This window comes from Sphingobium ummariense RL-3 (assembly GCF_000447205.1).
Taxonomy (GTDB): domain Bacteria; phylum Pseudomonadota; class Alphaproteobacteria; order Sphingomonadales; family Sphingomonadaceae; genus Sphingobium; species Sphingobium ummariense.
In genome coordinates, this window is record NZ_AUWY01000057.1 from 36,067 (window position 1) to 61,083 (window position 25,017).

The 25,017-nt window shown below is 66.0% G+C and carries 24 protein-coding genes and 1 pseudogene; 12 read left to right on the forward strand and 13 right to left on the reverse strand.

The window, feature by feature from the left end; all coding sequences use genetic code 11:
- The first annotated feature begins 58 nt into the window (after positions 1 to 58).
- The 4 genes from M529_RS32065 to M529_RS32080 all read left to right on the forward strand — a co-directional run bounded on the left by M529_RS32065 (position 59) and on the right by M529_RS32080 (position 3,760).
- On the forward strand, positions 59 to 847 hold the full coding sequence (locus tag M529_RS32065; protein ID WP_021317351.1) for a phasin family protein: 789 nt from the start codon (positions 59 to 61) through the stop codon (positions 845 to 847).
- A gap of 134 nt (positions 848 to 981) precedes the next feature.
- Positions 982 to 1,359, forward strand: a complete 378-nt coding sequence (clpS, locus tag M529_RS32070) for an ATP-dependent Clp protease adapter ClpS (protein ID WP_236617661.1) — start codon at positions 982 to 984, stop codon at positions 1,357 to 1,359.
- A 152-nt stretch (positions 1,360 to 1,511) separates the two neighbouring features.
- Positions 1,512 to 3,293 (forward strand): sensor domain-containing diguanylate cyclase, encoded by a 1,782-nt coding sequence (locus tag M529_RS32075; protein ID WP_021317353.1) that lies wholly within the window; start codon positions 1,512 to 1,514, stop codon positions 3,291 to 3,293.
- Positions 3,294 to 3,382: 89 nt separating this feature from the next.
- A complete protein-coding gene (locus M529_RS32080; RefSeq protein ID WP_021317354.1) occupies positions 3,383 to 3,760 on the forward strand; it encodes a MerC domain-containing protein in 378 nt (125 codons plus the stop codon).
- 47 nt (positions 3,761 to 3,807) lie between these two features.
- Here the strand turns inward: M529_RS32080 and glpX are convergent, their stop codons facing one another.
- Both glpX and M529_RS50250 read right to left on the reverse strand, forming a co-directional pair.
- A complete protein-coding gene (glpX, locus tag M529_RS32085; RefSeq protein ID WP_031294746.1) occupies positions 3,808 to 4,791 on the reverse strand; it encodes a class II fructose-bisphosphatase in 984 nt (327 codons plus the stop codon).
- Between the two features lie 359 nt (positions 4,792 to 5,150).
- Positions 5,151 to 5,303 (reverse strand): hypothetical protein, encoded by a 153-nt coding sequence (locus M529_RS50250; RefSeq protein WP_236617662.1) that lies wholly within the window; start codon positions 5,301 to 5,303, stop codon positions 5,151 to 5,153.
- Positions 5,304 to 5,355: 52 nt separating this feature from the next.
- On the opposite strand from M529_RS50250, the gene M529_RS50255 reads away from it, so the two are divergent.
- Complete coding sequence (locus M529_RS50255) at positions 5,356 to 5,514, forward strand: hypothetical protein (RefSeq protein WP_236617663.1); 159 nt, start codon at positions 5,356 to 5,358, stop codon at positions 5,512 to 5,514.
- 6 nt (positions 5,515 to 5,520) lie between these two features.
- Here M529_RS50255 and M529_RS32095 read toward each other — a convergent pair whose 3' ends face one another.
- The gene (locus M529_RS32095) at positions 5,521 to 6,825 is read right to left on the reverse strand and encodes a homoserine dehydrogenase (protein WP_021317357.1); all 1,305 of its coding nucleotides are present in this window, start codon (positions 6,823 to 6,825) and stop codon (positions 5,521 to 5,523) included.
- A gap of 76 nt (positions 6,826 to 6,901) precedes the next feature.
- Complete coding sequence (locus M529_RS32100; RefSeq protein ID WP_031294748.1) at positions 6,902 to 7,783, reverse strand: hypothetical protein; 882 nt, start codon at positions 7,781 to 7,783, stop codon at positions 6,902 to 6,904.
- 248 nt (positions 7,784 to 8,031) lie between these two features.
- On the opposite strand from M529_RS32100, the gene M529_RS32105 reads away from it, so the two are divergent.
- The 5 genes from M529_RS32105 to M529_RS32125 all read left to right on the forward strand — a co-directional run bounded on the left by M529_RS32105 (position 8,032) and on the right by M529_RS32125 (position 11,397).
- On the forward strand, positions 8,032 to 8,691 hold the full coding sequence (locus M529_RS32105; protein ID WP_021317359.1) for an energy transducer TonB: 660 nt from the start codon (positions 8,032 to 8,034) through the stop codon (positions 8,689 to 8,691).
- A gap of 75 nt (positions 8,692 to 8,766) precedes the next feature.
- Positions 8,767 to 9,522 (forward strand): MotA/TolQ/ExbB proton channel family protein, encoded by a 756-nt coding sequence (locus M529_RS32110; protein ID WP_174391615.1) that lies wholly within the window; start codon positions 8,767 to 8,769, stop codon positions 9,520 to 9,522.
- 113 nt (positions 9,523 to 9,635) lie between these two features.
- Complete coding sequence (locus M529_RS32115) at positions 9,636 to 10,124, forward strand: ExbD/TolR family protein (RefSeq protein WP_021317361.1); 489 nt, start codon at positions 9,636 to 9,638, stop codon at positions 10,122 to 10,124.
- 24 nt (positions 10,125 to 10,148) lie between these two features.
- Entirely contained in the window at positions 10,149 to 10,571 is a 423-nt protein-coding gene (locus tag M529_RS32120) for an ExbD/TolR family protein (protein ID WP_021317362.1), read from the forward strand.
- Between the two features lie 274 nt (positions 10,572 to 10,845).
- Positions 10,846 to 11,397 (forward strand): 2'-5' RNA ligase family protein, encoded by a 552-nt coding sequence (locus tag M529_RS32125; protein WP_021317363.1) that lies wholly within the window; start codon positions 10,846 to 10,848, stop codon positions 11,395 to 11,397.
- Positions 11,398 to 11,551: 154 nt separating this feature from the next.
- Here the strand turns inward: M529_RS32125 and M529_RS32130 are convergent, their stop codons facing one another.
- The 9 genes and pseudogenes from M529_RS32130 to M529_RS32170 form a co-directional block, all read right to left on the reverse strand.
- On the reverse strand, positions 11,552 to 11,854 hold the full coding sequence (locus tag M529_RS32130; RefSeq protein WP_021317364.1) for an alkylphosphonate utilization protein: 303 nt from the start codon (positions 11,852 to 11,854) through the stop codon (positions 11,552 to 11,554).
- Between the two features lie 6 nt (positions 11,855 to 11,860).
- Entirely contained in the window at positions 11,861 to 12,508 is a 648-nt protein-coding gene (gene yihA, locus M529_RS32135; RefSeq protein WP_021317365.1) for a ribosome biogenesis GTP-binding protein YihA/YsxC, read from the reverse strand.
- A gap of 132 nt (positions 12,509 to 12,640) precedes the next feature.
- Positions 12,641 to 14,344 (reverse strand): membrane protein insertase YidC, encoded by a 1,704-nt coding sequence (gene yidC / locus M529_RS32140; RefSeq protein ID WP_021317366.1) that lies wholly within the window; start codon positions 14,342 to 14,344, stop codon positions 12,641 to 12,643.
- A gap of 30 nt (positions 14,345 to 14,374) precedes the next feature.
- Complete coding sequence (gene yidD / locus M529_RS32145; RefSeq protein WP_021317367.1) at positions 14,375 to 14,587, reverse strand: membrane protein insertion efficiency factor YidD; 213 nt, start codon at positions 14,585 to 14,587, stop codon at positions 14,375 to 14,377.
- A gap of 127 nt (positions 14,588 to 14,714) precedes the next feature.
- Positions 14,715 to 15,032 (reverse strand): annotated as a pseudogene (gene rnpA / locus M529_RS32150) (ribonuclease P protein component); the annotation flags it as partial.
- Positions 15,033 to 15,064: 32 nt separating this feature from the next.
- Positions 15,065 to 15,199, reverse strand: coding sequence for a 50S ribosomal protein L34 (gene rpmH / locus M529_RS32155; protein WP_021317369.1), 135 nt, complete (start codon positions 15,197 to 15,199; stop codon positions 15,065 to 15,067).
- Positions 15,200 to 15,445: 246 nt separating this feature from the next.
- The gene (locus M529_RS32160) at positions 15,446 to 16,207 is read right to left on the reverse strand and encodes a DsbA family protein (protein WP_021317370.1); all 762 of its coding nucleotides are present in this window, start codon (positions 16,205 to 16,207) and stop codon (positions 15,446 to 15,448) included.
- Positions 16,204 to 17,556, reverse strand: coding sequence for a M48 family metalloprotease (locus tag M529_RS32165; RefSeq protein WP_021317371.1), 1,353 nt, complete (start codon positions 17,554 to 17,556; stop codon positions 16,204 to 16,206). The genes M529_RS32160 and M529_RS32165 overlap by 4 nt, the downstream gene beginning before the upstream one ends.
- A 186-nt stretch (positions 17,557 to 17,742) precedes the next feature.
- Entirely contained in the window at positions 17,743 to 20,295 is a 2,553-nt protein-coding gene (locus M529_RS32170) for an Rne/Rng family ribonuclease (protein WP_236617664.1), read from the reverse strand.
- Positions 20,296 to 20,809: 514 nt separating this feature from the next.
- Here M529_RS32170 and M529_RS32175 point away from each other — a divergent pair.
- On the forward strand, positions 20,810 to 22,090 hold the full coding sequence (locus M529_RS32175; protein WP_021317373.1) for an N-acetylmuramoyl-L-alanine amidase: 1,281 nt from the start codon (positions 20,810 to 20,812) through the stop codon (positions 22,088 to 22,090).
- Between the two features lie 209 nt (positions 22,091 to 22,299).
- Positions 22,300 to 24,846: a penicillin-binding protein 1A gene (locus M529_RS32180; protein ID WP_021317374.1), complete on the forward strand. Its 2,547-nt coding sequence runs from the start codon at positions 22,300 to 22,302 to the stop codon at positions 24,844 to 24,846.
- Positions 24,847 to 25,017 lie beyond the last annotated feature (171 nt).

The following is a 25,017-nucleotide window of genomic DNA, read 5'->3' on the forward strand; positions in this document are numbered from 1 at the left end:
ACGCTTGCAATCCGCCATCAGAATCATTATTGTGCGCTGCAGCAAACGGAGGATGGCAATGGCCGATACCCCAAAGGCACCGCGCGCGAAGGCGACGCCCAAGACTTCTTCGACCACCTTGTCCGCCAGCGAAGCGTTGAAGGCGGCCGAAGCAGCGATTGCGCCCCCGGCCAAGACTTCGCCCGCCCAGGCGGCCCCGGCGCCGCGTAAGCCGGCGCAGCCGAAACCGAAGCCGGCGGTGGATCCGGTCGCTGTCGCCGCCGCATCGACTGCGGTCGACGCCGCGCCCGAACCGGTGGAGCTGCCACCTGCACCGGAGCCTGACTCTGTAAAAACCATGCCTGCGGACGCCATGCCGCTGCCTGCCTTAGAAGGAACCATGACCATGAACGACGTGATTGAGACCGGAAAGAAATTCGCCGAAGAAACCAAGGCCAAGCTCGAGTCGGTCTATGCCGACATGAACGAGAAGGCCAAGGCCGGCGTCGAAAAGTCGACCAAGGCCCTTGAGGAAATGAGCGACATCGCCAAGGGCAACGTCGAGGCGCTGGTCGAGTCGGGCAAGATCGCCGCCAAGGGCTTGGAGACCTTCGGCCAGGAAGCGGTCGATTACAGCCGCAAGAGCTTCGAGAAGGCGACCGCCTCGATGAAAACCTTCTCGGGCGTCAAGACTCCGACCGAGTTCTTCCAGCTGCAGAGCCAGTTCCTGTCGAGCACCTTCGACGACTTCACCAAGGAAGCGGCGAAGAACGGCGAAGCGCTGATCAAGCTGGCCGGCGACGTCGCCCAGCCGCTGACCGCGCGCGTCACCGTCGTCACCGACAAGGTCAAGTCGCTGGCCGCTTGAGCCGGCGCTACACAAAGGCATCGTGGGGGCGCTCGTCCGACGGGACGGGCGCCCTTTCGCGTCGATGGACAAGAACGACGGCGGGCAGCGCCCCCCTTGCCATGCGGCGGCAAATCGCCATATTCTTGGGCATCATGAACAGCGTCTCCACAGCATCAGCCTTTCCCGTGACGATGGCGGGGCGGGACCAGGACGACCAAGGCGAGGGGCCGGGCGGCCCCAGCGTCGGTATCGCCACGCGCACTCGCACGCGCACCAAGAAGCCGTCGCTCTACAAGGTGCTGATGCTGAACGACGATTACACGCCGATGGAATTCGTCGTGCATGTTCTCCAGCAATTTTTCCGCATGGACATGGAGGAAGCGACCCGGGTGATGCTGCATGTCCATCAGCGCGGCGTCGGCGTTTGCGGCATCTTCAGCTACGAGGTCGCGGAGACCAAGGTGAACCAGGTGATGGACTTCGCCCGGCAGAACCAGCATCCGCTCCAGTGCACCTTGGAAAAGGCCTGAGGCCGATCGGATGAAGTGCCGCCAGTAGGCGATAGGATTGCGAAGAGACGGATCGTTCTGCAAGCCTGACTCGAGACGTCCTTTACTATCGTTCAATTTGTGCTCGCCGCGTGAGCATATATTAACGATAGAGCGTTAGCACGGCCTGCACCATGCAGCGGCCTGTCCTTCGCCATCCACGATCTTCGCTGGCGCCATTCCTGAGCGGCGCGGTCTATTTCTTTGCTGCCAGCCTGACCCTGCTCACGTCGCGGTTCGACGGCGGCCTGGCCTTCATCTGGATCGCCAACGCCTTCCTATTGGCGGAACTCCTCACTTCACGCCCTTCCAGCTGGATCGCCACCCTGGCTGCCTGCGCCGTGGCAAGCGCACTCGCGACGACGCTGTTCGGCATGGGGCCTGTGGCGGCTGTTCCGATGGCGGTGATCAATATGGTGGAATCGCTCATCGTCGCGATCCTGTACCGACGGCTGGTGCCCGGTCGCACGGTGATGGGGTCGATGCGCTCACTGGCGGCCTTCGTGTTCGCCCTAGGCGGCGTCGCCGACATCGTCACGGCCGCAGCCGCGGCGGCGGTGGCGGCGAAGGTCGCGGCCACACCCTATACGCTGGCCTTCGTCCAGTGGTATAGCGGCCATGTGCTGGGTGGGCTCACTTGCACGCCGATCCTCCTGATGTTTCTGCAGGGGGAGGTCCGGCGCTGGATGAGTGAGACCTCGCCAAGGCTGCGACTGGAGGCGGTCGGCCTGCTGCTGCTCTTCGCCGTGCTGGCTTGGGCGGTCTTCTACCAGTCGCGCTATCCGCTGCTGTTCGTTCCCCTCCTGCCGATCGTCGTCATTGCCTTCCGCGTCGGGCATCTCGGCGCCGCCATGTCGGTGGTGATCCTGGGGATCATCGGTGCCTCCGCGACGATCGCGGGCGTCGGTCCGCTCAGCCTGATCGCCGGCTCGACGGGTGAGCGGACACAGTTCTTCCAACTCTACCTCGCCTTCAGCTTCCTTATGTCGATGCCTATCGCGGCGGAGCTCAACGGCCGGCGGCGGCTGTTTCGTCTCCTGCAGGAAAGCGAGACGCGATATAGACTGATGGCCGAACATAGCGGCGACGTGGTGTTCGACCTCAGCGTCGACGGGACGATCCGCTACGCCTCCGCCGCTTCGGAGGAGCAGATCGGCCTGGCCCCCGAACTTCTCGTTGGGCGGTCGGCCGTGACCCTGGTCGATCCGCAGGATCGACCCATCGTGATCGCCGCGCACAGGCGCGCGCTCGAACGGCCGGGCACGGTCCAGACGGTGGAATTCCGTCCGGCGTTGTCGGCGGTCGGATGCGACTGGTGCGAAATGGTGATTCGCGCCGTCCTGGACGAGCGCGGCCTTCCGACCGGCGTGGTCAGCACGATCCGCGACATGACGCGTCACAAGGCGCGGCAGCAGGCACTTCAGCAGGTCGCCGCCGTCGATGAGCTGACCGGCGCCGACACGCGCCGCGCCTTTCTGGAGAAGCTGGAGACGGAAATGCGGCGGACGCGGCAGGGCGGGCGCAGCTGCCTCCTGCTGCTCGACCTCGATCATTTCAAGGCGATCAACGACCGCCATGGCCATGGCGCCGGCGATCGCGTGCTGGCGGCGTTCGTGGAGCGGCTGCGTTGCGGCCTGCGCGGGATCGACAGCATAGGCCGGCTGGGCGGAGAGGAATTTGCCGTGCTGCTGAGCGACAGCGATATCCGCCGCGCCAGCACCCTGTGTGAAAGGCTGCGCCGCGCCGTCGCGGCCGAGCCGATGGCGATCGGCGACGGGGAGGCGATCACGGTCACCTTCAGCGCGGGTCTCGTCGAACTCGAAGGCGACAGCGCGTCGGCCGCGCTGGAGGCGGCCGACAAGGCGCTCTACCGGGCGAAGCACAGCGGACGGAACTGCCTGCGCCTTGCCGCATGATTGAGACCGGTCTGGGGGAGCGGCGATTCTTCGACAGGTGCAAATGATATGTTGTAACTTGACCGGCCGCGTCCTATGTAGCGCCCATCATGACAGTCAGCCTTCGCCAAGCCCTTCTGAGCGGCCGGATCGATCGGATCGCCATCGGCTTGTCCGGGCTGTGCGTCGCCCATTGCTTCGCCACCGCCGTGGTCCTGGGCCTGCTCGCCTCGGCGGGTGGGCTGTTGCAAAGCCCTCTGTACCATGAAGCCGGGCTGGTGATCGCCATCGCGCTGGGCGCCTTGGCGCTGGGCCATGGTGCCATGGCCCATGGCTATATGATGCCGGCCGCGATCGGCTCGCTGGGCCTCGGCATCATGGCGGGCGCGCTCACCATGGACCACGGGGCGCAGGAAAGCCTCTACACTCTGCTCGGCGTTGGCATCCTGGCGCTCGGCCACGACCTCAATCATCGCGCTGGGCACTGACCGGCGGTCAAAAGAAAGGGGGCCGTCAGGCCCCCGTTCCCTTGCGTTCAGGCGTCCTTGCGTTCCAGTCGGTGCTCGCCCTTGACCCAGCGCACCGTGCCGGTGCTGGCGCGCATCACGACGCTGTCAGTGGTCAGCTTGCCCCCCGGCATGCGCTTGACGCCAGCCAGCAGCGATCCGTCGGTCACGCCCGTCGCGGCAAAGATGCAGTCGCCCTTGGCCAGTTCCTTGAGGTCATAGACCTTGTCGAGGTCGGTGATGCCCCACTTCTTGGCGCGGCTGCGCTCGTCGTCGTTGCGGAACAGCAGCTTGCCCTTGAACTGGCCGCCGACGCACCGCAGCGCCGCGCAGGCCAGCACGCCTTCCGGAGCGCCGCCGGATCCCATGTAGATGTCGATCGTGGTTTCCGGGTTGGTGGTCGCGATCACGCCGGCAACGTCGCCGTCCGGGATCAGCATGATGCCGCAGCCGATCGCGCGCAGTTCGCCGATCAGCTTCTCGTGGCGCGGGCGGTCCAGCACGCAGACGATGATCTCGTGCGGATCGACGCCCTTGGCCTTGGCGACCGCCTCCACATTCTCGCGCACCGATTTGTTGAGGTCGATGATGCCGTCGGGATAGCCCGGCCCGACCGCCAGCTTTTCCATATAGACGTCGGGGGCATTCAGCAGGCCGCCCTCCTCGGAGATGGCGAGCACGGCCAGCGCATTGGGGCCGGCCTTGGCGGTGATCGTCGTGCCTTCCAGCGGGTCGAGCGCGATGTCGATCTTCGGACCCTTGCCGATCGCGTTGCCGACCTTCTCGCCGATATAGAGCATCGGCGCCTCGTCGCGTTCGCCTTCGCCGATCACGACGGTGCCGTCCATGTAGAGGTCGTTGAAGGCCAACCGCATCGCCTCGACCGCCGCGGCATCGGCGGCTTTCTCGTCGCCTCGGCCGATCAGCCGGGACGCGGCAATCGCCGCGGCTTCCGTCACGCGCACCATTTCCAGCACCAAGACGCGATCGAGAATCGAGCTAGCCTGCACCATATCCATCCCTCTGTCGGTGAGTGTCGGATGCTGGCGATAGGGGGTGATACCGGCCTTGTCGAGCCATGTGTCGCCCGCGTCCATGCTTTTGCCGAGGCAGCGACACGGGCCGCCGTGCCGGCCCTTGCCGCGGCGGAAGGGGGGGCAGGGGCAGCGCCGCGCGGCCAGCACGCTCCCGCCGGTCCGTCGGCTTGCCTTCGAGGTTGGGCGTCGAGCGTCAGCGCAGCCGTGTTCATGCCATAAAGTCATGGTCAAACAGGGCAATGCGACGATTCGCCCTGCTCCTGCCGGCTTTGCTTGCCGCGTCCCCGGTTTTCGCCGTGGAGCCGGAACCGCCAGCCTCCGCTGTGTCGGAGGGACTAATGCAGACCTATCAGGCGAAAACCCGGGTGGTGATTCCGTGCGACCGGAGCAGCGGCGCGATCGTCGTGTGCGGCACCCGTGCCGAGCGCAACGCGCGCGAGCGCCTGCCGCTGCCGCGCGAGGCGGAAGATGGCGATGCCGCTGTTCATCGCGGCGAGGCGCAGCGCGCATCGGCCGCCGGTCAAGCAGGGAAGCTGCGGGGTGGTAGGCGGTCAGGGGGCAGGCTGTGTCGGCGGCGTGCCGATCCTCGGCGCGGTGACCATGCTCGGCAAGCTCGCCACCATCCTCGCCGATCCGGATACGGAGATCGCCGCCCCGCCACCCTTGCCCGATCGGTTCAGGGGCACGGGCGGCGACTGAGCGCCGTCAATCGAGGATGTGCATCACCATCGGCGCCTGCAGCAGGCTGTCGGATCCGGCCAGCCGCTCCAGCGTCTCCAGCACGCAGCGTTCCTCGCCCGCATGGGTGACGATGGCCATCAGCACTCCGTCCGCCTGGTTCGCCCCGCGCTGGATCATGCTTTCGATGGAAACGCCGGCGTCGCGCGTCGCCGCTGCGATTTCCGCCAGTACGCCCGGCCTGTCTTGCACCTTGAAACGCAGATAGGCGCGGCCGATCCGCTTGCCCGCATCCGCGCGATGCTGCGGCATGAGCGCGGCGATCGGCATGGCGAAGGCATCGCCATATTCGTCGCGCGCCACGTCGATCAGGTCCGCCACCACCGCAGAGGCGGTCGGCCCTTCGCCTGCCCCCCGTCCCTGGAAGAACAGGCGGCCGACGAAATTGCCCTCCGCCACGACGGCGTTCAGCGACCCGTCGACATGGGCGAGCGGATGGTCGAGCGGGACCAGCATCGGGTGGACGCGCTGGAACAGCCCTTCCGGCCCGTTCTCCGCCATGCCGACCAGCCGGATGCGATAGCCGAGCGCCGCCGCCTCCGCGATGTCGGCCGCGATCACATGGCGGATGCCGGTGACGGCGACGCCGGAAAAATCGAGCTCGGTGCCGAAGGCGAGACTGGCGAGGATCGTCAGCTTGTGCGCGGCGTCGACACCGTCGATGTCGAAGCTCGGGTCCGCCTCGGCATAGCCCAGGTCCTGCGCCTCCTTCAGCACCGCATCGAAGCCGCGGCCTTCTTTCTCCATCGTGGTCAGGATGTAATTGCAGGTGCCGTTGAGGATGCCGTAGACGCGGCTGATCTCATTCGCCGCGGCGCCTTCGCGCATCCCCTTGATGACCGGGATACCACCCGCCACCGCCGCTTCATATTTGAGCGCAATGCCCGCCTTCTCCGCCAGGCCCGCCAGGTCCAGCCCGTGATAGGCCAGCATGGCCTTGTTCGCGGTGACGAACGGCTTGCCCGCATTCAGGCATTGCCGCGCCAGCGTGAGGGCGGGGCCGTCCGCTCCGCCGATCAGCTCCACCACCACGTCGATGTCGTCGCGCGCGGCAAGGGTGGTCATGTCGTCGACCCATTCATAGGGCGACAGGTCCACACCGCGGTCCTTGCTGCGGTCGCGCGCCGAAATGGCGGTAATCTGGATCGGGCAGCCGGCGCGCCGGGCGATCAGATCGCGATTGGTGTCCAGCAGTCGAATGACGCCGCCACCCACCGTTCCCAGGCCGACGAGCGCGACGCGCAGCGGTGCATGGCGGTGCAGATTGGTCATGGCGAATGTCCTTCGGCTGAACTGAAGGCGCGCTGATAGCCGCGCGCGCCCATTGGGCCAAGAACGATTCGACGGGTCAGGCCGGTTGCTTGCGTGTCCTTCCGCAGCTTCCCAGCGCCTGGATGACGAACTGATAGTCCGCACGCGCGGCCTCCGCGTCCTGAACCGGCAGGGTACGGACCGATCGCGAGGGCAGGGCGGGCGGAAGGAAGCATGCAAGGCGGTACCAGAGCAGCGTCCCCGGCTCGGGCGCCCGCGCGGCCTCGTCGACGATTTCGCCCAGCGCAACCGCCCAGCGCGGTTCCTGCCCGGGTCGACGCAGGATCGACAGCGACACCGGATCGCCCTTTTCCGTGCGCAGGAAGATCTGCGTCTCTCCTTCGCCTGCGATCGTGCCGGCGACGTGGAAGGCGTCGCCCAGCCCGGTGATGCGCGGTGCCGCCTGGTTGGCCAGCAGCGCGCCGGTCACGCGCCGGATCTGTTCGATCAGGGCCGGGGTCGCCGCTACCTGGGCATCGGGCGCGACCAGCTGGATCTCGCCGGGCCGCGTACCGGGCCGCGCGAACAGGATGACCTGCGCCTTCTTGAGCTTGGGCACCTTTCCCTTTCGATCCAGAGGTGCGTCATACAGGTAACGCACCGCCGGACTGATACCGCCTTCACCGCGAATCAAATTGACGACATCGGCCTCGATAAACAGTCGCCTGGTGCCGGCTGTGACCGCTCCCACCTGCTCCGGCGGCACCGTGATGATGTTGCGGATTCGCACGGCCGCTATGAGCGGGGCACTGTCCGCGAGGTCGACGACATCGGCATAGGACAGCGCCACAGGCGCATTTGCCGATTGCGTTACCGGCCGCGTCTGGGCAAAAGAATCGACGGAAACAGCGGGGTTTACGGCGGAAATGAGGCATAGCAGGCCAATTGCCGCACAAGCCGTGGTGGATTCCTTTTTCATATTCGTCCTATGTTATCAGCCAGTGGCAAGTTTGTCACAGGCAAGTCATTCCGGCGTGAAATGGTAAGCGCAAATCGGGATTTCGATAAAGCGTTTGCGTGCCACGATGCGCCGCGATAGGAGTTTGCACGATAGCAAATGGGACGGACAGGGGCCAAAGATGACCGGATCGCTCCGGGCAGCTCGGGCCGCTTTTGGCTGATTTGTATAATCAACTGTTAAGCTGAGTTAAGGAGTGTCGTTGCCGAATGGCCTATGCTGACCACTCGCAAGGATCGAGTCGCACCGTCTCGATCATCATCGTCGCCCTGATTCACGCTGTTCTTGGCTATGCCTTTGTCACCGGTCTTGGCATGAAATATGTCAAAAAGGCGGCGGAACAGCTGAACGTGATCGACGTGAAGGAGGAGCCGCCGCCGCCGGACGAGGAGCCGCCGCCGCCGCCGCCAGACCAGCCGGTCGAGCCGCCGCCGGTCGTGGCACCGCCGCCGATCGTTCAGACGCCGGCCCCCGCGCCGCCGATCCAGACGGTTCGCACGCCGCCGCCGGTGTTCAACCCGGTTCCGGTCGCGGCCCCGCCGCCTCCGCCGCCCCCGCCTGCCCCTCGGCAGGCTGCCAAGCCCCTGACGCCGCGTGGCAACCCGGCTTCCTGGGCGACCACCGACGACTATCCCTCGCGCGCTCTGCGTGAAGGCCAGCAGGGAACCACCGGATTCCGTCTGGAAGTTGGTGCGGACGGGCGCGTGACGAGCTGTACGGTCACGCAGTCGAGCGGATCGTCGGAACTGGATGACGCGACCTGCAAGCTGGTCACCCGGCGTGCGCGCTTCACGCCCGCGGAGGACGACCAGGGCAACAAGATGGCCGCGTCCTATTCCAACCGAATCCGCTGGCAGATTCCTGAGTAATTTCTGACAGGGAGGGCGCGGGCCCATGCTCCGCCCTGCCACATCACGATCCATTTTGAGAGGGAAGTCTTGAACATGTTGATGTATCTCGCAGCCGCCGCGCCCAAGCCGGCGAACCCGTACGGCCTGATGGAAGCCCTGGAGCAGGGCGGCACCATTGCCTGGACCGTCTTCATCATCCTTTGCGGTATGTCGATCGGCACCTTCTACATCCTGTTCACCAAGCTGATCGAGCAGCAGAAGGTCATCAACCAGGGCAAGAAGGTCCGTGCGACCTTCTGGCGCGCCGCCTCGCTGAAGGAAGCTTCCGCGAAGCTCGAGAAGAACTCGGCCTACAAGCAGATCGTCGATGACGGCATCAAGGCCCAGGAGGAGCACACCAAGCTCACCGATCCCGTCGAGGCGCATGACTGGCTGCACGGCTCGCTCGCCCGCTCGGAAGCGGCGATCAACTCCTCGCTGGGTGGCGGCCTCGCCTTCCTCGCGACCGTGGGTTCGACCTCGCCGTTCATCGGTCTGTTCGGTACCGTTATCGGCATTTACCGCGCGCTCATCAAGATCGGCGCCGCCGGTCAGGCGTCGATCGACGCGGTCGCCGGTCCGGTCGGTGAGGCGCTCATCATGACCGCTCTGGGTCTGGCCGTGGCCGTTCCCGCGGTGCTCGCCTACAACTTCCTGCAGCGCCGCAACAAGTCGATCGCCGAGCAGCTGAACGGCTTCACCGTCGACCTGCTGGCCTATCTGGTGTCGAACGGCGCGGTTCGCCCGACCGTCACCGCTGCCCCGGCTGCTCCGGTCGCCAAGCCGGCCGCCACGCCGACCAAGGCCTGATCGCCGCAATAGCCGGTGCGGGAACCGGCGGGCGGCTGTGACCGTCCGGTTCCCCACCGGCCGCGGGCCCCGCGAACAGGGGCGCCAACGAGACGCATGTTAGGAAATTACCAATGGCAATGAGTGTTGGCTCCGACGGCGGTGATGACAAGCCGATGTCCGACATCAACACGACGCCGCTCGTCGACGTCATGCTGGTGTTGCTCATCATCTTCCTCATCGCCGTCCCGGTCGTCGTCCAGACGGTTGATCTTCAGCTTCCCAAGGTGGCGTTCGAGCCGACCACGACGAAACCGGAAAATGTCTCCCTTTCGATCACTTCGGCGCCCGACGGTAGCTGTGCGGTCTATTGGAACCTGACCAGGGTTTCCTCCGACGAACTGCTCAACCGGGCGGTCGCGAAGCTGGAGGCGGACATCAAGAAGGCGGGCGGTGTCGAGAATCTGACGCCCGAGGATCTGCCCGAAGTTCATATCCGCGGTGACATCAATGTCCCCTACCGGTGCATCGGCGGCACCATCTATACGATGCAGCGTGCTGGTTTCCCGAAGGTGGGCTTCATTTCCGAGCCTGAGCCCGGTACCACCACGACCCGCCTCTGACCGGCTGATTAAGGAGATATCGCTATGGCCATGAGCATGGGCTCCGATGATGGAGAACCGATGGTCGAGATGAACACGACGCCGTTGATCGACGTCATGCTCGTTCTTCTCATCATGTTCATCATCACCATCCCGATCCAGACCCACGCGGTGAAGATCGACCTGCCGCAGAACGCGCCTCCGACGGATAGCGTGATCGACCCGGTCAAGAACAAGGTGGCGATCGACGGCGGCGGCGTCATCACCTGGAACGGTTCGCCGATCGACCTGCTGACCCTGCGTCAGTATCTGCAGCAATCGCTGCGCCTGCCGGTCGAGCCGGAACTGCAGTTCCAGCCCGACGCCCAGACCCGCTATGTCGTGGTCGATGAGGTGTTGGCAGAGATCAAGCGTGCAGGCGTGACAAAGCTGGGTTTCGTCGGCAACGAGCAATATGGCAGGTTCTGAACGCTGAAGCTGGCTTGCCGGCGGGGGAGGTCGACTTCCCCTCCTTCCTGTGCCGGACAGCCGGCCTGACCTGTATCCTGAAGGGGTCGCTTCGGCGGCCCCTTTTTTGTCTGAGAGCGCGCATCGTTAGGGAAGACCGACTGCTGGCAGCCCCCCATGATCCGCCGCATTCAAAAGCGGCAAGCGCGAAGCGTCCTGGGGATCATGTCCGGACTCGCATTTTCATTGGAAGAACATATCATGAACATATGAACCCGATTCGAAAGGACGATCCATGCTGCCCCGGCAGGCTCCACTTTATCGTTTGTTCTTCGCCTTGAAGCCCACGCCGTTGGTTGCGCGGCAGACCGATCACTTTACCGAAAGCCTCGCGGGACGCGTCCCGCGCATCCGTATCGAGCATCAGCATCTGACACTCTGCATCACCGCCGACCATGTCGATTATCCCTATGCCGTCATCAAGGCCCTCCTGCGGGCCGGGACCAGGGTGGCGGCAGAGCCCTTCGACCTGCGTCTCGACCATTTGAGCTTTTCCAACCGATCGGTTGCGCTGCGTCCTTCCCGCGCGGTGCCGCCGCTTGCCGCTCTCCAGCGGCAGGTCGCCAATGCTATGACGCGCGCGGGAATTGCCAGCCGCCCCGGCTGGAGCTTCAGCCCGCACCAGACTCTTTTCTACCGCGACGGCCCGGTCGACCAGCGCGCCGTTGAGGGCTTTCAGTGGCATGTTGACCGGTTCGTCCTGGTCTGCAGCCATGTCGGCCATACCCACCACGAAACGCTGGCAACCTGGCCGCTGCAGGGCAGCGCGCAATATAGCCTGTTCTGAAGGGTTCTGACGGGGCGGCATATCCGCCCCCTTCCCAAGGCAGGGCCGCCGCTTGCAGGCCATCGGGATGGGCCCGGCGATAATGTTCGGGATGGCATCGCAGCTTGCCTGTTCGCTGCAGCGCCTCTCCGATGGCGCGAAAGCTGCCGCGTCCCTACCGCCTCTTCACAAACTCCGCGCGCAGCACCAGGCCTTTGATGCCCTCGTAGCGGCAGTCGATTTCTTGCGGGTCGCCGGTCAGCCGGATCGACTTGATGAGCGTGCCGCGCTTGAGGGTCTGGCCAGCTCCCTTGACGACCAGATCCTTGATCAGTGTCACCTGGTCCCCGTCGGCCAACAGGTTGCCGACCGCGTCGCGCACCTCCACAGCATCGACAGCGCCGGCTCGGGCGGCCGCGTCCGCAGCGCTGATCCACTCGCCGCTCGCCTCGTCATAGACATAGTCTTCGTCGCCCATGCCGCCTTACCCCTGCGTTACGCTCTCGAGCACCGCGGCGCGCAGCTCCGCGATCCCCATGCCCTTATCGCTCGATGTGGCGATGATGTCGGGGTGAGCGGCTGGGCGCTTACGGATCGCCTCGGCGGTCGCCTTCCGCACGGCTGCCAGCTCGCTGGCCTTCACCTTGTCCGCCTTGGTCAGGACGATGCGGTAGCTGACCGCCGCGGCGTCCAGCATGTCCAATATGTCCGTATCGACGTCCTTGATGCCGTGGCGGCTGTCGATCAGCACCAGCGTGCGCTTGAGCTTCGCCCGCCCGCGCAGATAGTCGTTCACCAGGAAACGCCACTTGCGCACCATGTCCTTGGGCGCCTTCGCATAGCCATAGCCCGGCATGTCGACCAGCCGGAAGCGCAGCGGATCGCCCACGTCGAAGAAGTTCAGCTCCTGCGTCCGCCCCGGCGTGTTGGATGTGCGGGCGAGGCCGTTGCGCCCCGTCAGCGCGTTCAGCAGCGACGACTTGCCGACATTCGAGCGCCCCGCGAACGCCACCTCGTTCACCGCCATGTCGGGCAGGAATTTGAGGTCCGGCGCGGACTTGAGGAACGCGATCGGTCCGGCGAAGACCTTGCGCGCTTCCTCGACGAGGTCGGTAGGTTCGGGTGCAGTCACATTCTACTCCGTTCGCCCTGAGTAGCCGCTGAGCTTGTCGAAGCGGCGTATCGAAGGGCCAGTCGCCATGCTTCGATACGGGCCTTCGACAAGCTCAGTCCCTACTCAGCACGAACGGGTTCTTTCCAGACGCTATTTCGCCTCCACCGCGCTCAATTGCGGGTGACGCTTGTAGAGGAACCACTGCTGCGCCATCGACAGGCAGTTGTTGGTGATCCAGTAGACCAGCAGGCCCGCCGCGAAGGGCGCCATGATGAACATCATCATCCACGGCATGATCGCGAACACCTGCTGCTGCATCGGGTCCATTTGCGCCGGGTTGAGCTTGAACTGGAAATACATCGAGATGCCGAGCAGCAGCGCCAGCACGCCGATCCCCAGGAAGGCGGGCGGCGTGAAGTCCAGCAGGCCGAACAGGTTGAGGATGTGCAGCGGGTCGGGCGCCGACAGATCCTTGATCCACAGCACGAAGGGCTGGTGCCGCATCTCGATCGTCAGCATCAGCACCTTGTAGAGCGCGAAGAAGATCGGGATCTGGATGAAGATCGGCAGGCAGCCAGCGAGCGGGTTCACCTTCTCGCGCTTGTAGAGCTCCATCATCTCCTGCTGGAGCTTCGGCTTGTCGTCCTTGTAGCGTTCCTGCAGCGCCTTCATCTTTGGCTGCACCGCGCGCATGGCCGCCATGCTGGCGAACTGGCGCTGCGCCACCGGGAACATCAGCGCCCGGACAATGAAGGTCAGGCAGATGATTGCCACGCCGAAATTGCCGATATGCTCGAACAGCCAGTGGAGCAGGGCGAAGATCGGCTTTTCGAACCAGTAGAACCAGCCCCAGTCGATCGCCCGGTCGAACAGCGGCACGCCCGCATCCTGATAGGCTTCGAGCGTCTTCACTTCCTTCGCGCCGACGAACAAGCGGCTGGTCTGCGTGATCGCCTTGCCGGGCGCCAGCATGACGGGCGCCAGGCTGTAGTCGGCCTGGTACTGCGTGCCGGCGCCCTTGCGGAACTGGCCCGCGACGGACGCCTTCTGATCCGGCACCAGCGCGGACAGCCAGTATTTGTCGGTGAAGCCCAGCCAGCCGCCGGTCGACTGGAAGCTCTGCGTCGCAGGGCCCTTGTCCAGGTCCTTGTAGTTGACGTCGTAATTGGCCGCGCCGTTGAACACGCCCATCGGCCCCACATGGATGGTCCAGGTGTCGGGATCCTTGGGAATGCCCATGCGGCTGACGTAGCCGTAGCTCTTGATCCCCACCGTGCCGGCGCCGCTGTTCGACACCTTCTGCTGCGCGGTGATCATGTAATTCTGGTCGACCGAATAGCGGATCTCGAAGGTCTGCCCCGCGCCGTTGTTCCAGCGCAGGGTCACCGGACTGGTCGGGGTCAGCTCGGTGCCTTCCGCGGTCCAGACCGTGTTGCCGTCGGGCGCCTTGATGCCTTCACCCTGCCAGCCGAAGCCGGCGAAATAGGCGTCCACCGTGCCGCGCGGCGAGAACAGGCGCACCGCGGGCGAATCCTTGGCGATCGTCTCGCGATAGGTCGGCAGCACGATGTCGTCGATGCGCGCGCCCTTCAGGTTGATCGAGCCGGTCAGCTTGGGCGTGCGGATGGGCACGCGCGGGCTTTCGCGCAGCACCAGCGCGCGGTCGCGGATCGCCGCGGGGCTGTCGGCGGCCGGATCGGCGCCGGGCTGGGCGACAGGCGTGGTCTTGCCGCCCTCGATCTTCGTGGCCGGCGGGTTGGCCGCCGGGAAGAAGCGGTTGGAGATATAGGGCCAGCCAAACAGGATCAGCGCCGTCAGCAGCACCGCCAGGATGATGTTCTTCTTGTCGTCCACGCTTGTCGGCTCCGCCGTCTTGATCTTGTGTCAGGGGACCGGGTCGTAGCCCGAACCGCCCCATGGGTGGCACCGCATTAGCCGCTTGCCCGCCAGCCAGCTACCCTTGATCGCGCCATATTTACGCACCGCCTGGATCGCATATTCGGAGCAGGATGGGGCATAGCGGCAGGTGGGCGGCAGGATGCGCGAAGGCCCGATCTGCCAGATGCGGGCGAGGAGGATGAGCAGGCGGGCGATCATGGTGCCGTAACCGTTCGCCCTGAGCGAAGTCGAAGGGCTCGCCTGAGCGGAGCGAAAGCCGGTGCTTCGCTTCGCTCTGCAGGGGGCTTCGACAAGCTCAGCCCGAACGGATGGGAAAATAGGCTCACCGCCTCGCCACCTTCCGCAGCGCCTTTTCCAGTTCGCCGCGCAGCAGGGCGAAGTCGCGCTCGATCCCGTCGGCCCGGCCGATCAGCACATGGTCCGCCCCGGCGATGCCGCAGGTCGGCAGCAGTTCGCGCGCCAGAACGCGAAAACGGCGCTTCATCCGGTTGCGGATGACAGCGCCGCCGATCTTCTTGGTCACCGTGATGCCGTAGCGCATCGCCGGATCGCCGTCCCCCCGGTCGCGGACCAGCAACACGAAGCCCGGCATGGGCGCGCGCTGCCCGCGATTCGCCGCCAGGAAATCCGCGCGCCGGGCCATCACGGCCGGCGCTGCGGTACCGGGCGATTCGCTCAGGCGCTCAGGCTCTTGCGGCCGCGCGACCGGCGGGCGCGAATCACGTTGCGGCCACCCGGCGTCGCCATGCGGGCGCGGAAACCGTGACGGCGCTTCCGAACCAGATTGCTCGGCTGAAAGGTGCGCTTCATCGTTCATTCCTCAACACAAATAGAGAATCGGGCGTGACAAAAAAGGGCCGCCAACGCCGGGCGGCCACATGTCAGGGGGCGTCCGATAGGGAAAAGGGGCGGGGAAGTCAATGGCGGAGGCACAGATCAACGCCGTTCGCCCTGAGCGAAGTCGAAGGGCTCGCCCGACCGGAGGGAGGGTAACTTCGCTGTGCTCAGTAGAGGGCTTCGACTTCGCTCAGCCCGAACGGAATAGAGCTTTGGGCTTCACTTCCCCCGCACCGCGGCCACGCCGTCCTTCAGCGCCTGGTACCCCACCGCGCCATTCAGCACCTGGTCGCCCACCACGAAGGTCGGCGTACCGTTCGCCTGCAGCTTCTGGGCGAGGGCGATGTTGGACTGGATCTCCGCATCATATTTGCTCGATGCCATCGCCGCTTCCGCTTCCGCCTTGCCGATACCCGCTTCCGCGGCGGCCGCCAGGATCGAGTCCCGCGTCACATGGCCGGCCGCATAGAGCGCCTTGTGATAGGCCATATAGCGCCCCTTCTCGGCGGCGAGCAGCGAAACCTTGGCCGCGTCGCTGCTTTCGTCCGACAGGATCGGCAGTTCGCGATAGACGATCTTCAGCTTCCGGTCCTCGCTCACCAGCTTCGCCAGATCGGGCAGCGACGCCCGGCAATAGCCGCAGGCATAGTCGAAGAATTCGACCAGCGTGACGTCCGAATCCGGCGCCCCTTCCCAGGCACCGGCATAGGGCGTCTCGATCGCCTTGCGGTTCTCCTGGATCGTGCCGGACAGGCGCTTGGCCTGCAGCTTCTCGATCGCCTGCGGGATGATCTCGGGATGCTCCAATATATAGTCGTGGACGATCTTCTCGATCGCCGCCTTGTCGCCGACCGGGACGGAGCCCGCCTGCAGGGCAAGGGCGGTGCCGCCGACGGCGAGGAGGGCGAGGGCGCCGAGGGTCATCTGCATCATCCTGTTGGAAAGCGCCGCGCGAAAGGGCGGCCGGCTGGGCTGGGTCATCGTCTCTTCCGCTGCTGCTCGACCGCCGCGCGGGAGACCATCGCGATATCCTGTGCGCGCAGATAGTCAACCGTGCCGGGTTTCAGCCCCTGCATCGCCGCGTCCGCGCTGCGCAACGCCATCGCGTCCTGCCCCATCATCGAATAGCGTTCCGCCGTCGCCAGCGCTGCCCGTGCCGTGTCGCCGCGATGCTCGTAAACGACCCCGAGCTGATACCAGGCGAAGGGGTTTTCCCGGTCACGGGCGATGGCGTTGCGCAGCACCTTCTCCGCCTCGGCGAAATTGGCATCGTCCTCGGTCGCGATCAGCGCATGGCCCAGCAGCGTGGCGATCAGCGGCTGGCTGGTCAGCTGCACCGCCTCGCGCAGCGGCGGGATGGCCTCGGCGGGGCGGCCGCTTTCCAGCAGGATCTGGCCTTTCAGCTCAAGGAAATAGGGATCGTGCGGCTGCGCGGCGAGCAGGGTGTCGGTTTCCTCCAGCGCCTTCTGCGGATAGGCGCTCTTGTGCCAGGCATAGGCGCGCGCATAATGCGCCGGGATCGACTGGTCGCTCTCGGGATATTTCAGCAAGGTCTGGGTGGGTTCCGACACGAACCCGATCAGCTTCGCCTTGATCCGCTCGAACCGCGCCTCCAGCTGAGGGTCGGGCGGGTTGTTCCAGGCCGGATCGGGTTCATAGACCTCGCGCAGCACCTGGATGCGCTCGCCCGACAGCGGGTGGGTGCGGCCGTAGCTGTTGTCCTGCGGGATGGCGAGGCGATATTCCTGGTTCTGCAGCTTCTTGAAGAATTCCAGGCTTCCCTTCCCGCTCAGGTGCGCGGTGCTGAGATAGCGGGCGCCGGCAAGGTCGGCGGAGCTTTCCTGCGCGCGGGAAAAGGCGAGGAACCGGCCCATGGCGGCCTGCTGGCCCAGGCCCATGATGCCCATGCCCGCTTCCGCGCCGCCCGCCGCGATGGCCGCGGCGCCGAGCACCAGGCTGAGCAGCGTGACGCCGGTCGCCTCCTTGATGCCCTCGCCGGAGCGGATGACGTGTCCACCCTCGATATGGCCCAACTCGTGCGCCACCACGCCCTGCAACTGGTTCACATTGTCAGCCTGCGCGATCAGGCCGCTGTGCACCCAGACATATTGCCCGCCCGCGACGAAGGCGTTGATCTCCGGGTCGTTGATGACCATCACCTGGACGTTGCGCGGCTCCATGCCGGCCGCCTTGATGAGCGGACCCGACATCTCGGCCATGAAGGCCTCAGTCTCCGCGTCGCGCAGGATCTGTTGCGCCATCGCCGGCCGCGCGGTGAAGGCGATCGCCGCGAGCGACAGGATCAGATAGCGGAACAGCCGCGCCGTCATGCGCGGACCGCGGGAGCAGGGGTGCGGGGGGACATCGGCGCCCGGCCATGCCAGCTGCGGGATGAACGGGCGGTGAAGACGCCCGGCTGCCCTGCCGCAGAATAAAGCTGCCACACGAAAAGCGCCGCTGCCTTCCGGCCTGGACCGGTCGTGCAGCGGCGCTTGTTCATGACATGACGCTCCGGCTTACTGGCCGAAAGTGCGCTGCCACCAGCCCCGGCGCGGCGAGCCGCCATCTTCCGGTGCTTCGCCCTCGGCGGCCATGGTCTCGCCGTCAACGGCCACGGGCTCGCCCTCGTCGCCGGCTTCCGCCGCGGCCGAAGCTTCGACAGCCGGGGGAGCAGCCATTTGTGTCTCGACAGCCGCAGCCTCGGCCGGGGCTGCCTCCTCCGCAGTCGGCTCGGCTTTCTTGCGACGCGAGCGCTTGGGCTTGGCAGGCGCTTCCTCGGCGATGGCGGGCTCCTCGACGGCAGCGGCCTCCTCGGCGGCCGGCTCGGCCTTTTTGCGGCGCGCGCGCTTGGGCTTGGCGGGCGCCTCCTCGACTGCGGGAGCAGCTTCGGCCTCCACCTCCACGGCGGGAGCGGTCGCTTCGGCCGCCTCCGTAACAGGGGCGGCTTCGGCTTCCTTCGCCTTCCGGGCGCGTGGACGGCGGCGCGTCTTGGGCGCTTCCTCCTCGGCCGGCGCTTCGGCCGCGACTTCCGCTTCGATCGCCGGCTCCGCGTCGACCGTTTCCGGCTGCGCAGCCTCGGCGTCGCTGCCTTCGGTCACGGTCGTTTCCGCCGCGTCCTCGCCATTTTCGCGGCGGCGGCGACCGCCGCGGCGACCACGGCGATTGCGGCGGCGGCCACCTTCGCGCTCTTCCCCGCGCTCGCTGCGATCTTCACGAGCGGATTCGGCGGTGGCGGCTTCCTCGGCCTCTTCCTCCTCTTCCTCCTCGGGAAGGTCGGCATCGTCCTCTTCCTGCGCGAGCGGGGCATAGGTCACGACGCGCTCGGGCCGCGGGCCGCTGGCCTCGACCGACATGCGCGCGCCCTCGACCTCGCCATCCGGCAGGATGACGATGGTGACGCCATAGCGCTGCTCGATCTCGTCGAGCTCGCGGCGCTTGTTGTTGAGGACGTAGAAGGCCGCTTCCTGGCTCGCGCGCAGGGTAACGATGCTGCCGCGCCCGCGGGCGGCTTCCTCCTCCAGCATGCGCAGCGCGGAAAGGCCTGCCGACGACGCGGTGCGGACCAGGCCCGTGCCCTCGCAATGCGGGCACTGCCGGGTGGATGCTTCCAGCACGCCGGTGCGCAGCCGCTGGCGGCTCATCTCCATCAGGCCGAAGCCCGAGATGCGGCCGACCTGGATGCGGGCGCGATCGTCCTTCAGCGCCTCCTTCATCGCCTTCTCGACCTTACGGATGTTGGAGTTCATCTCCATGTCGATGAAGTCGATGACGACCAGACCGGCCATGTCGCGCAGGCGCAGCTGGCGCGCGATCTCACGCGCGGCCTCCAGATTGGTGGCGACGGCGGTCTGCTCGATGCCATGCTCGCGGGTGGAGCGGCCCGAGTTGATGTCGATCGACACCAGCGCCTCGGTCGGGTTGATGACCAGGTAGCCGCCGGACTTCAGCTGCACGACCGGATTGTACATCGCGGCCAGCTGGTCCTCGACGCTGGCGCGCTGGAACAGCGACACGGCGTCGGCATATTGCTTCACCCGCCGGGCATGGCTGGGCATCAGCAGCTTCATGAAGTCCTTGGCGGCCTTGTAGCCTTCCTCGCCCTCGACGATGACCTCTTCGATATCCTTGTTGTAGATATCGCGGATCGCGCGCTTGATGAGGTCGCTGTCATTGTGGATCAGCGCGGGGGCTGCCGACTTCAGCGTCTTTTCGCGGATCTCGTCCCACAGGCGGGCGAGATAGTCGAAGTCGCGCTTGATCTCCGGCTTGGTGCGCTGGAGCCCGGCGGTGCGGACGATGCAGCCCATGGTGGAGGGCAGGTTCATCTCCGCGATGATCGACTTCAGCCGCTTGCGGTCGGCCGCGTTGCTGATCTTGCGGGAAATACCGCCGCCATGGCTGGTGTTGGGCATCAGCACGCAATAACGGCCGGCCAGCGACAGATAGGTGGTCAGTGCCGCGCCCTTGTTGCCGCGCTCTTCCTTGACGACCTGGACCAGCAGCACCTGGCGGCGCTTGATGACGTCCTGGATCTTGTAACGGCGACGCAGCGCCATGCGCTTGCGGCGCAGTTCGTCGGCCGCGTCGTCGCCATTCTTCTCGCGACGGCGACGCGCGGGCTTGCCGCCTTCGCTTTCGCCCTCGGCCTCCGCGGTCTCGCCCTCGGCGGCGTCCTCATCGTCCTGATGATGGGTGGCCTCGACATATTCGACGCCGCCGTCCATCGCGCCGACATCCTCGTCGTCATCATAGTCGGCACGCAGAGCGGCCTCTTCCTCGGCATGCGCGCGTTCCTCGCGCAGCAATGCCTCGCGGTCCTCGCGCGGAATCTGGTAATAATCGGGGTGGATTTCCGAAAAGGCCAGGAAGCCGTGGCGGTTGCCGCCATAATCGACGAACGCCGCCTGCAGCGACGGTTCGACCCGCGTGACCTTGGCTAGATAGATATTTCCTTTGAGCTGCTTGTGCTCGGCGGATTCGAAATCAAACTCCTCGATCCGGTTACCCTTGACGACCGCGACCCGGGTTTCTTCCCGGTGGCGCGCATCGATCAGCATACGCATTGTCATTTATAAGTCTCCGGCGATGGCGGCCTGCGGCATGCAGCCGGGCCGCCACGCGATAAGTGAAGGACGGCCGCCTGCGCGCCAGCGGCGCGGAGTGCGGCATCGTCCGGTTCTGAAGGAAAAACTGCGCGTCTGCTGCAACGGCAGGACCGGGCAACCCGCCGGTCCGGTCCATCCACGCCGCATGGCCCGAAAGGGGCTCAAGCGGGGAATGGGAAACATGCCTCATGCAGCGTCAACCTGTTCACGTCACCGGTTCCCGGCGCTTCATGCGCCCGCCGGTGCTAACTTTCCAAGCCCTTGGGGCCATGCCGCGCAATATGGCATGTCTCCCAGGAATGTGAATGGGTAGCAGCCAAACAGGCAAGGAGCAACAACCGCCCGAAATAATGTTTCGCCCCTGTGCATGTCGCGCAATCGTGCTGAAGGGTGGATTAACCCTCTCATTTTACGCGGGCGGAAGGGGTCATGCTTAAGACCCGATTCAGCGTGGGGACGCGCTGGACGGATGAACGTCATGAAATTTGGCTGGACGGGCCACGAGGCTGCGTTGCACAAGCGGCGCATGCTGCAAAGTCTTGCCCTGGCAGGCATGCTCTTCGCCGGAAGCCCGGGGCAGGCCGGCGGCATATCGGCCGTCGACGTGCGGGATGATCGCGTGGTCGTGCGCTTCGACGACAGGGTGGAGGGGGCATCGGCCTTCCTGCTGGACGGGCCGCGCCGCATCGCGCTCGACATCAGCGGCGCGCAGGTGGGGCAGGCGCGCTATGCCGGCACCGGCACGGCCATCGCCGCCGTGCGGCAGGGGCAGCTGAGCGAAGGCACGGCGCGCGTGGTGCTCGATCTTTCCGCGCCCGCGACTTTGGGCGACGCCCGCATCGCGCCCGATGGCCGGTCGCTCAGCTTCACGGTGCAGGGCGTGTCCGACGGCGCGTTCCGCAACGCGATCGGCAAGGGGCGGCTGCGCTTCGACGCGCCCGCCGACATGGCCCAACGTCCGCAAAAGCGCATCCATTCGATCACCGTACCGATTCCGGCGGCTTCCAGCAGCATCGGCCTTCCCGCGATCGAGGGCGCGCGCGACGGCGCTAGGCCGCTGGTCGTCATCGATGCAGGCCATGGCGGCCATGATCCCGGCGCGATCAACAAGGAAAGCGGGCGGCGGGAGAAGGACGTGACGCTCGCCATCACCCAGGCGATCCGCGACCAGTTGGTCAGGTCGGGCCGTGTTCGGGTGGCGCTCACCCGCGACGACGACCGCTTCCTCGTCCTTCAGGAACGCTATGGCATCGCGCGGCGGCTGAATGCCGATCTCTTCATCTCGGTCCACGCCGATTCGGCGGAGAATGCCGAAGCGCATGGCGCGACCGTCTACACCCTGTCGGAAACCGCCTCCGACCGGGAGGCCGCACGCCTCGCTGCGCGCGAGAACAAGGCCGACATTCTGAACGGCGTGAACCTGGGCGGCCAGTCGGGCGACGTCTCCTCCATCCTGATCGACCTGACGCAGCGCGAATCGATGAACATCTCGGCCAATTTCGCGCGCCTTCTCCAGCGCGAGGCATCGCCTTATGTGCCCTTCCGCAGCGCCTATCATCGCTTCGCCTCGCTGATGGTGCTGAAGGCGCCGGACACGCCCTCGGTCCTGTTCGAAACCGGCTATATCTCCAATGGCGAGGATGCAGCCTTCCTGTCCTCGCGCGAAGGCCAGCAGAAGATCGCCCGCGGCGTGGCCCGCGCGATCGAGATCCACTTCGCCCGCCGCCTCGCCATGCGGGACGGGACGGTCGGAGGTTGACCGTCCGCGCGCGGGCGGAGGGTTTTTAAGCACCTCCGTTCGGGCTGAGCTTGTCGAAGCCCCATCCTTTCCTCTTCCTTCAGAAAAAAGAAGAGCCCTTCGACAGGCTCAGGGCGAACGGAGATGGGGTATGTCCGCCAAACCCTCCGCCAGCATCCCGTCGATCCATACTGGCGCGCGCGGCTTTTTCTGCCTAGAGCCTGCTCTTCATGGAAGAGGCCCGTCCCGAACCCGCCCCGTCGTCCTTCGCCTACCGCCTGCGCCGCGATGCCGGCGGCGCGCTGGGCGATGTGCGTCGGCACTGGCGCCAGCTCTGGCAGCGCCGCTGGTTCCGCTGGACCGCCTGGCTGGGCGGCCTGTTCCTCGTCGCCATCGCGCTCTTCTGGTTCATTTTTGCGCGCGGCCTGCCGGATGCGCGAACGCTGCTGGAATATGAGCCGCCGCTGCCCACCATCGTGCGCGACGTCAACGGCCAGCCGGTGCACAGCTATGCGCGGGAACGCCGCGTCCAGCTCCAGTACAGCGACTATCCGCCGCTGCTGATCCGCGCCTATCTCGCGGCGGAGGACAAGACCTTCTTCGAGCATCACGGTGTCGACATTCCCGGCTTTGCGGGCGCGGTCGTCGACTATGCGAGCAAGCTCGGCTCCGGCCAGCGCGCGCGCGGCGGCTCGACCATCACCCAGCAGGTCGCCAAGAACCTGCTGATCGGCGACGAATATTCCCCCACGCGCAAGGTGAAGGAGATGATCCTCGCCTATCGCATGGAAAATGTGCTCTCGAAGCAGCAGATCCTGGAACTCTACCTCAACCAGATATTCCTCGGCCGTAACGCTTATGGCGTGCAGGCGGCCGCGCGCGCCTATTTCGACAAGGACGTCGCGGACCTGAAGCTGCACGAGATGGCCTATCTCGCCATCCTGCCCAAGGGGCCGGCCAATTATCGCCCGGAAAGCACCGCCGGCCATGCCCGTGCGCTGGAGCGCCGCAACTGGGCGCTGGGGGAGATGTATGCGAATGGCTGGATCACCGCCGCCCAGCGCGACGAGGCGCGGGCGCAGCCGTTGGGTACGGTCGCCGCGCACGGCTCCAGCTTCGACGCGCGGGCAGGCGGCTATTATATGGAGGAGGTCCGCCGCCGCCTGATCCAACTCTTCGGCGAGAAGGCGGAGGACGGCCCCAACAGCGTCTATGCCGGCGGCCTCTGGGTCCGCAGCCCCTATGATCCGGTGATCCAGGACAGCACGGCGACCGCGCTGCGCAACGGACTGCTGCGCTTCGACGCCGGGCGGGGCTGGTCCGGTCCGGTCGGCCATATCGAGGTCGATCGCGGCTGGCTGCGCGAACTGGCGGCGAGCTATATCGCCGTCGATTATGCGCAATGGCGCGTCGCGGCCGTCATCGGCCGCACCTCTTCGGAAGCGCAGATCGGCTTCTCCGACGGCACCACCGGCGTCCTGCCCGCCGCTGCAGCGCAGCTGCCCTATCGCCGCACCGGCGGGCCGGCCTTTGCCGCGCTGAAACCCGGAGACCTGATCGTCGTCGCGCGCAACGGTTCCAGCTGGGCGCTGCGCAACATTCCCGAGGTGTCGGGCGGCATGGTGGTCGAGGAAACCCATTCGGGCCGCATCCGCGCGATGCAGGGCGGCTTCGATTCCCGCCTGTCCTCCTACAACCGCGCGACCCAGGCGCTGCGCCAGCCCGGTTCCACGATCAAGCCCTTCGTCTATGCCGCTGCGCTCGACAACGGCATGACGCCCGCCTCGATCATCGTCGACGGGCCGCTGTGCGTCTACCAGACCGCCAGCCTCGGCCAGAAATGCTTCCGCAACTTCTCGGGCGGCAGCGCGGGGCCGCAGACGATGCGCTGGGGCGTCGAGCAGTCGCGCAACCTGATGACGGTGCGTACCGCCAGTCAGACCGGCATGGAACGCGTCGTGCGCACGATCAAGGCGATGGGGATCGGCGACTACCAACCCTATCTCGCCTTTGCGCTGGGCGCGGGCGAAACCACGGTGGAGCGTATGGTGAACGCCTATGCGACGCTCGCCAATCAGGGTCGGCAGATGCCTTCGAAGGTCATGGACTATGTGCAGGACCGGCGCGGCAAGGTGATCTGGCCGGAACGCTGGCGCCCGTGCGAGGGCTGCAACATGGCGAACTGGGACGGCAAGCCCATGCCCCGTTTCGGCTTCGAGGGGAAGCAGGTCATGAACCCGATGACCGCCTATCAGGTGGTGCACATCACCGAGGGCGTGATCCAGCGCGGCACGGCCACGGTGCTCGCGGACCTCAAGCGCCCCCTCTTCGGCAAGACCGGCACGACCAACGGGCCGACCAACGTCTGGTTCGTGGGCGGCTCGCCCGATCTCGTCGCGGGCGTCTATATCGGCTACGACCAGCCGCGCAGCCTTGGCGGCTGGGCGCAGGGCGGCCGTATCGCCGCGCCCATCTGGAAAGCGGCGATGGCGCCGATCTTGGAAACCATGCCCAAGACGCCTTTCGTCGCACCGGCCGGCATCCGCATGGTCACGATCGACCGCCGATCGGGCAAGCGGGTCTATGGTGCCTGGCCGACCGACGAGCCCAAGGCTGCGGTGATCTGGGAAGCCTTCAAGCCCGAGACCGAACCGCGCCGCACCATTCGCAAGGAGGAAGCCGAGGCCCAGGCCAAGGTCGCCGACCAGCGCGCCGCCCGCGCGGTACGCCAGCGCACGGACGCGGACTTCCTGGAGGGCCAGGGGGGGATTTATTGAAGGGTGATTTTGGCTGAGAAGCTGCCTGCCGTCATCCCGGGCTTGGTCCGGGATCCTGCTTTCTTCTCCCGCGCACCGTCAAGGGCAGTGGGACCCGGATAGGCCTTTCCCGAGCCTGTCGAAGAGTCCGAGTTGACGGCAAATTCTTTCACTCGATCCTTGCCGCTTCCA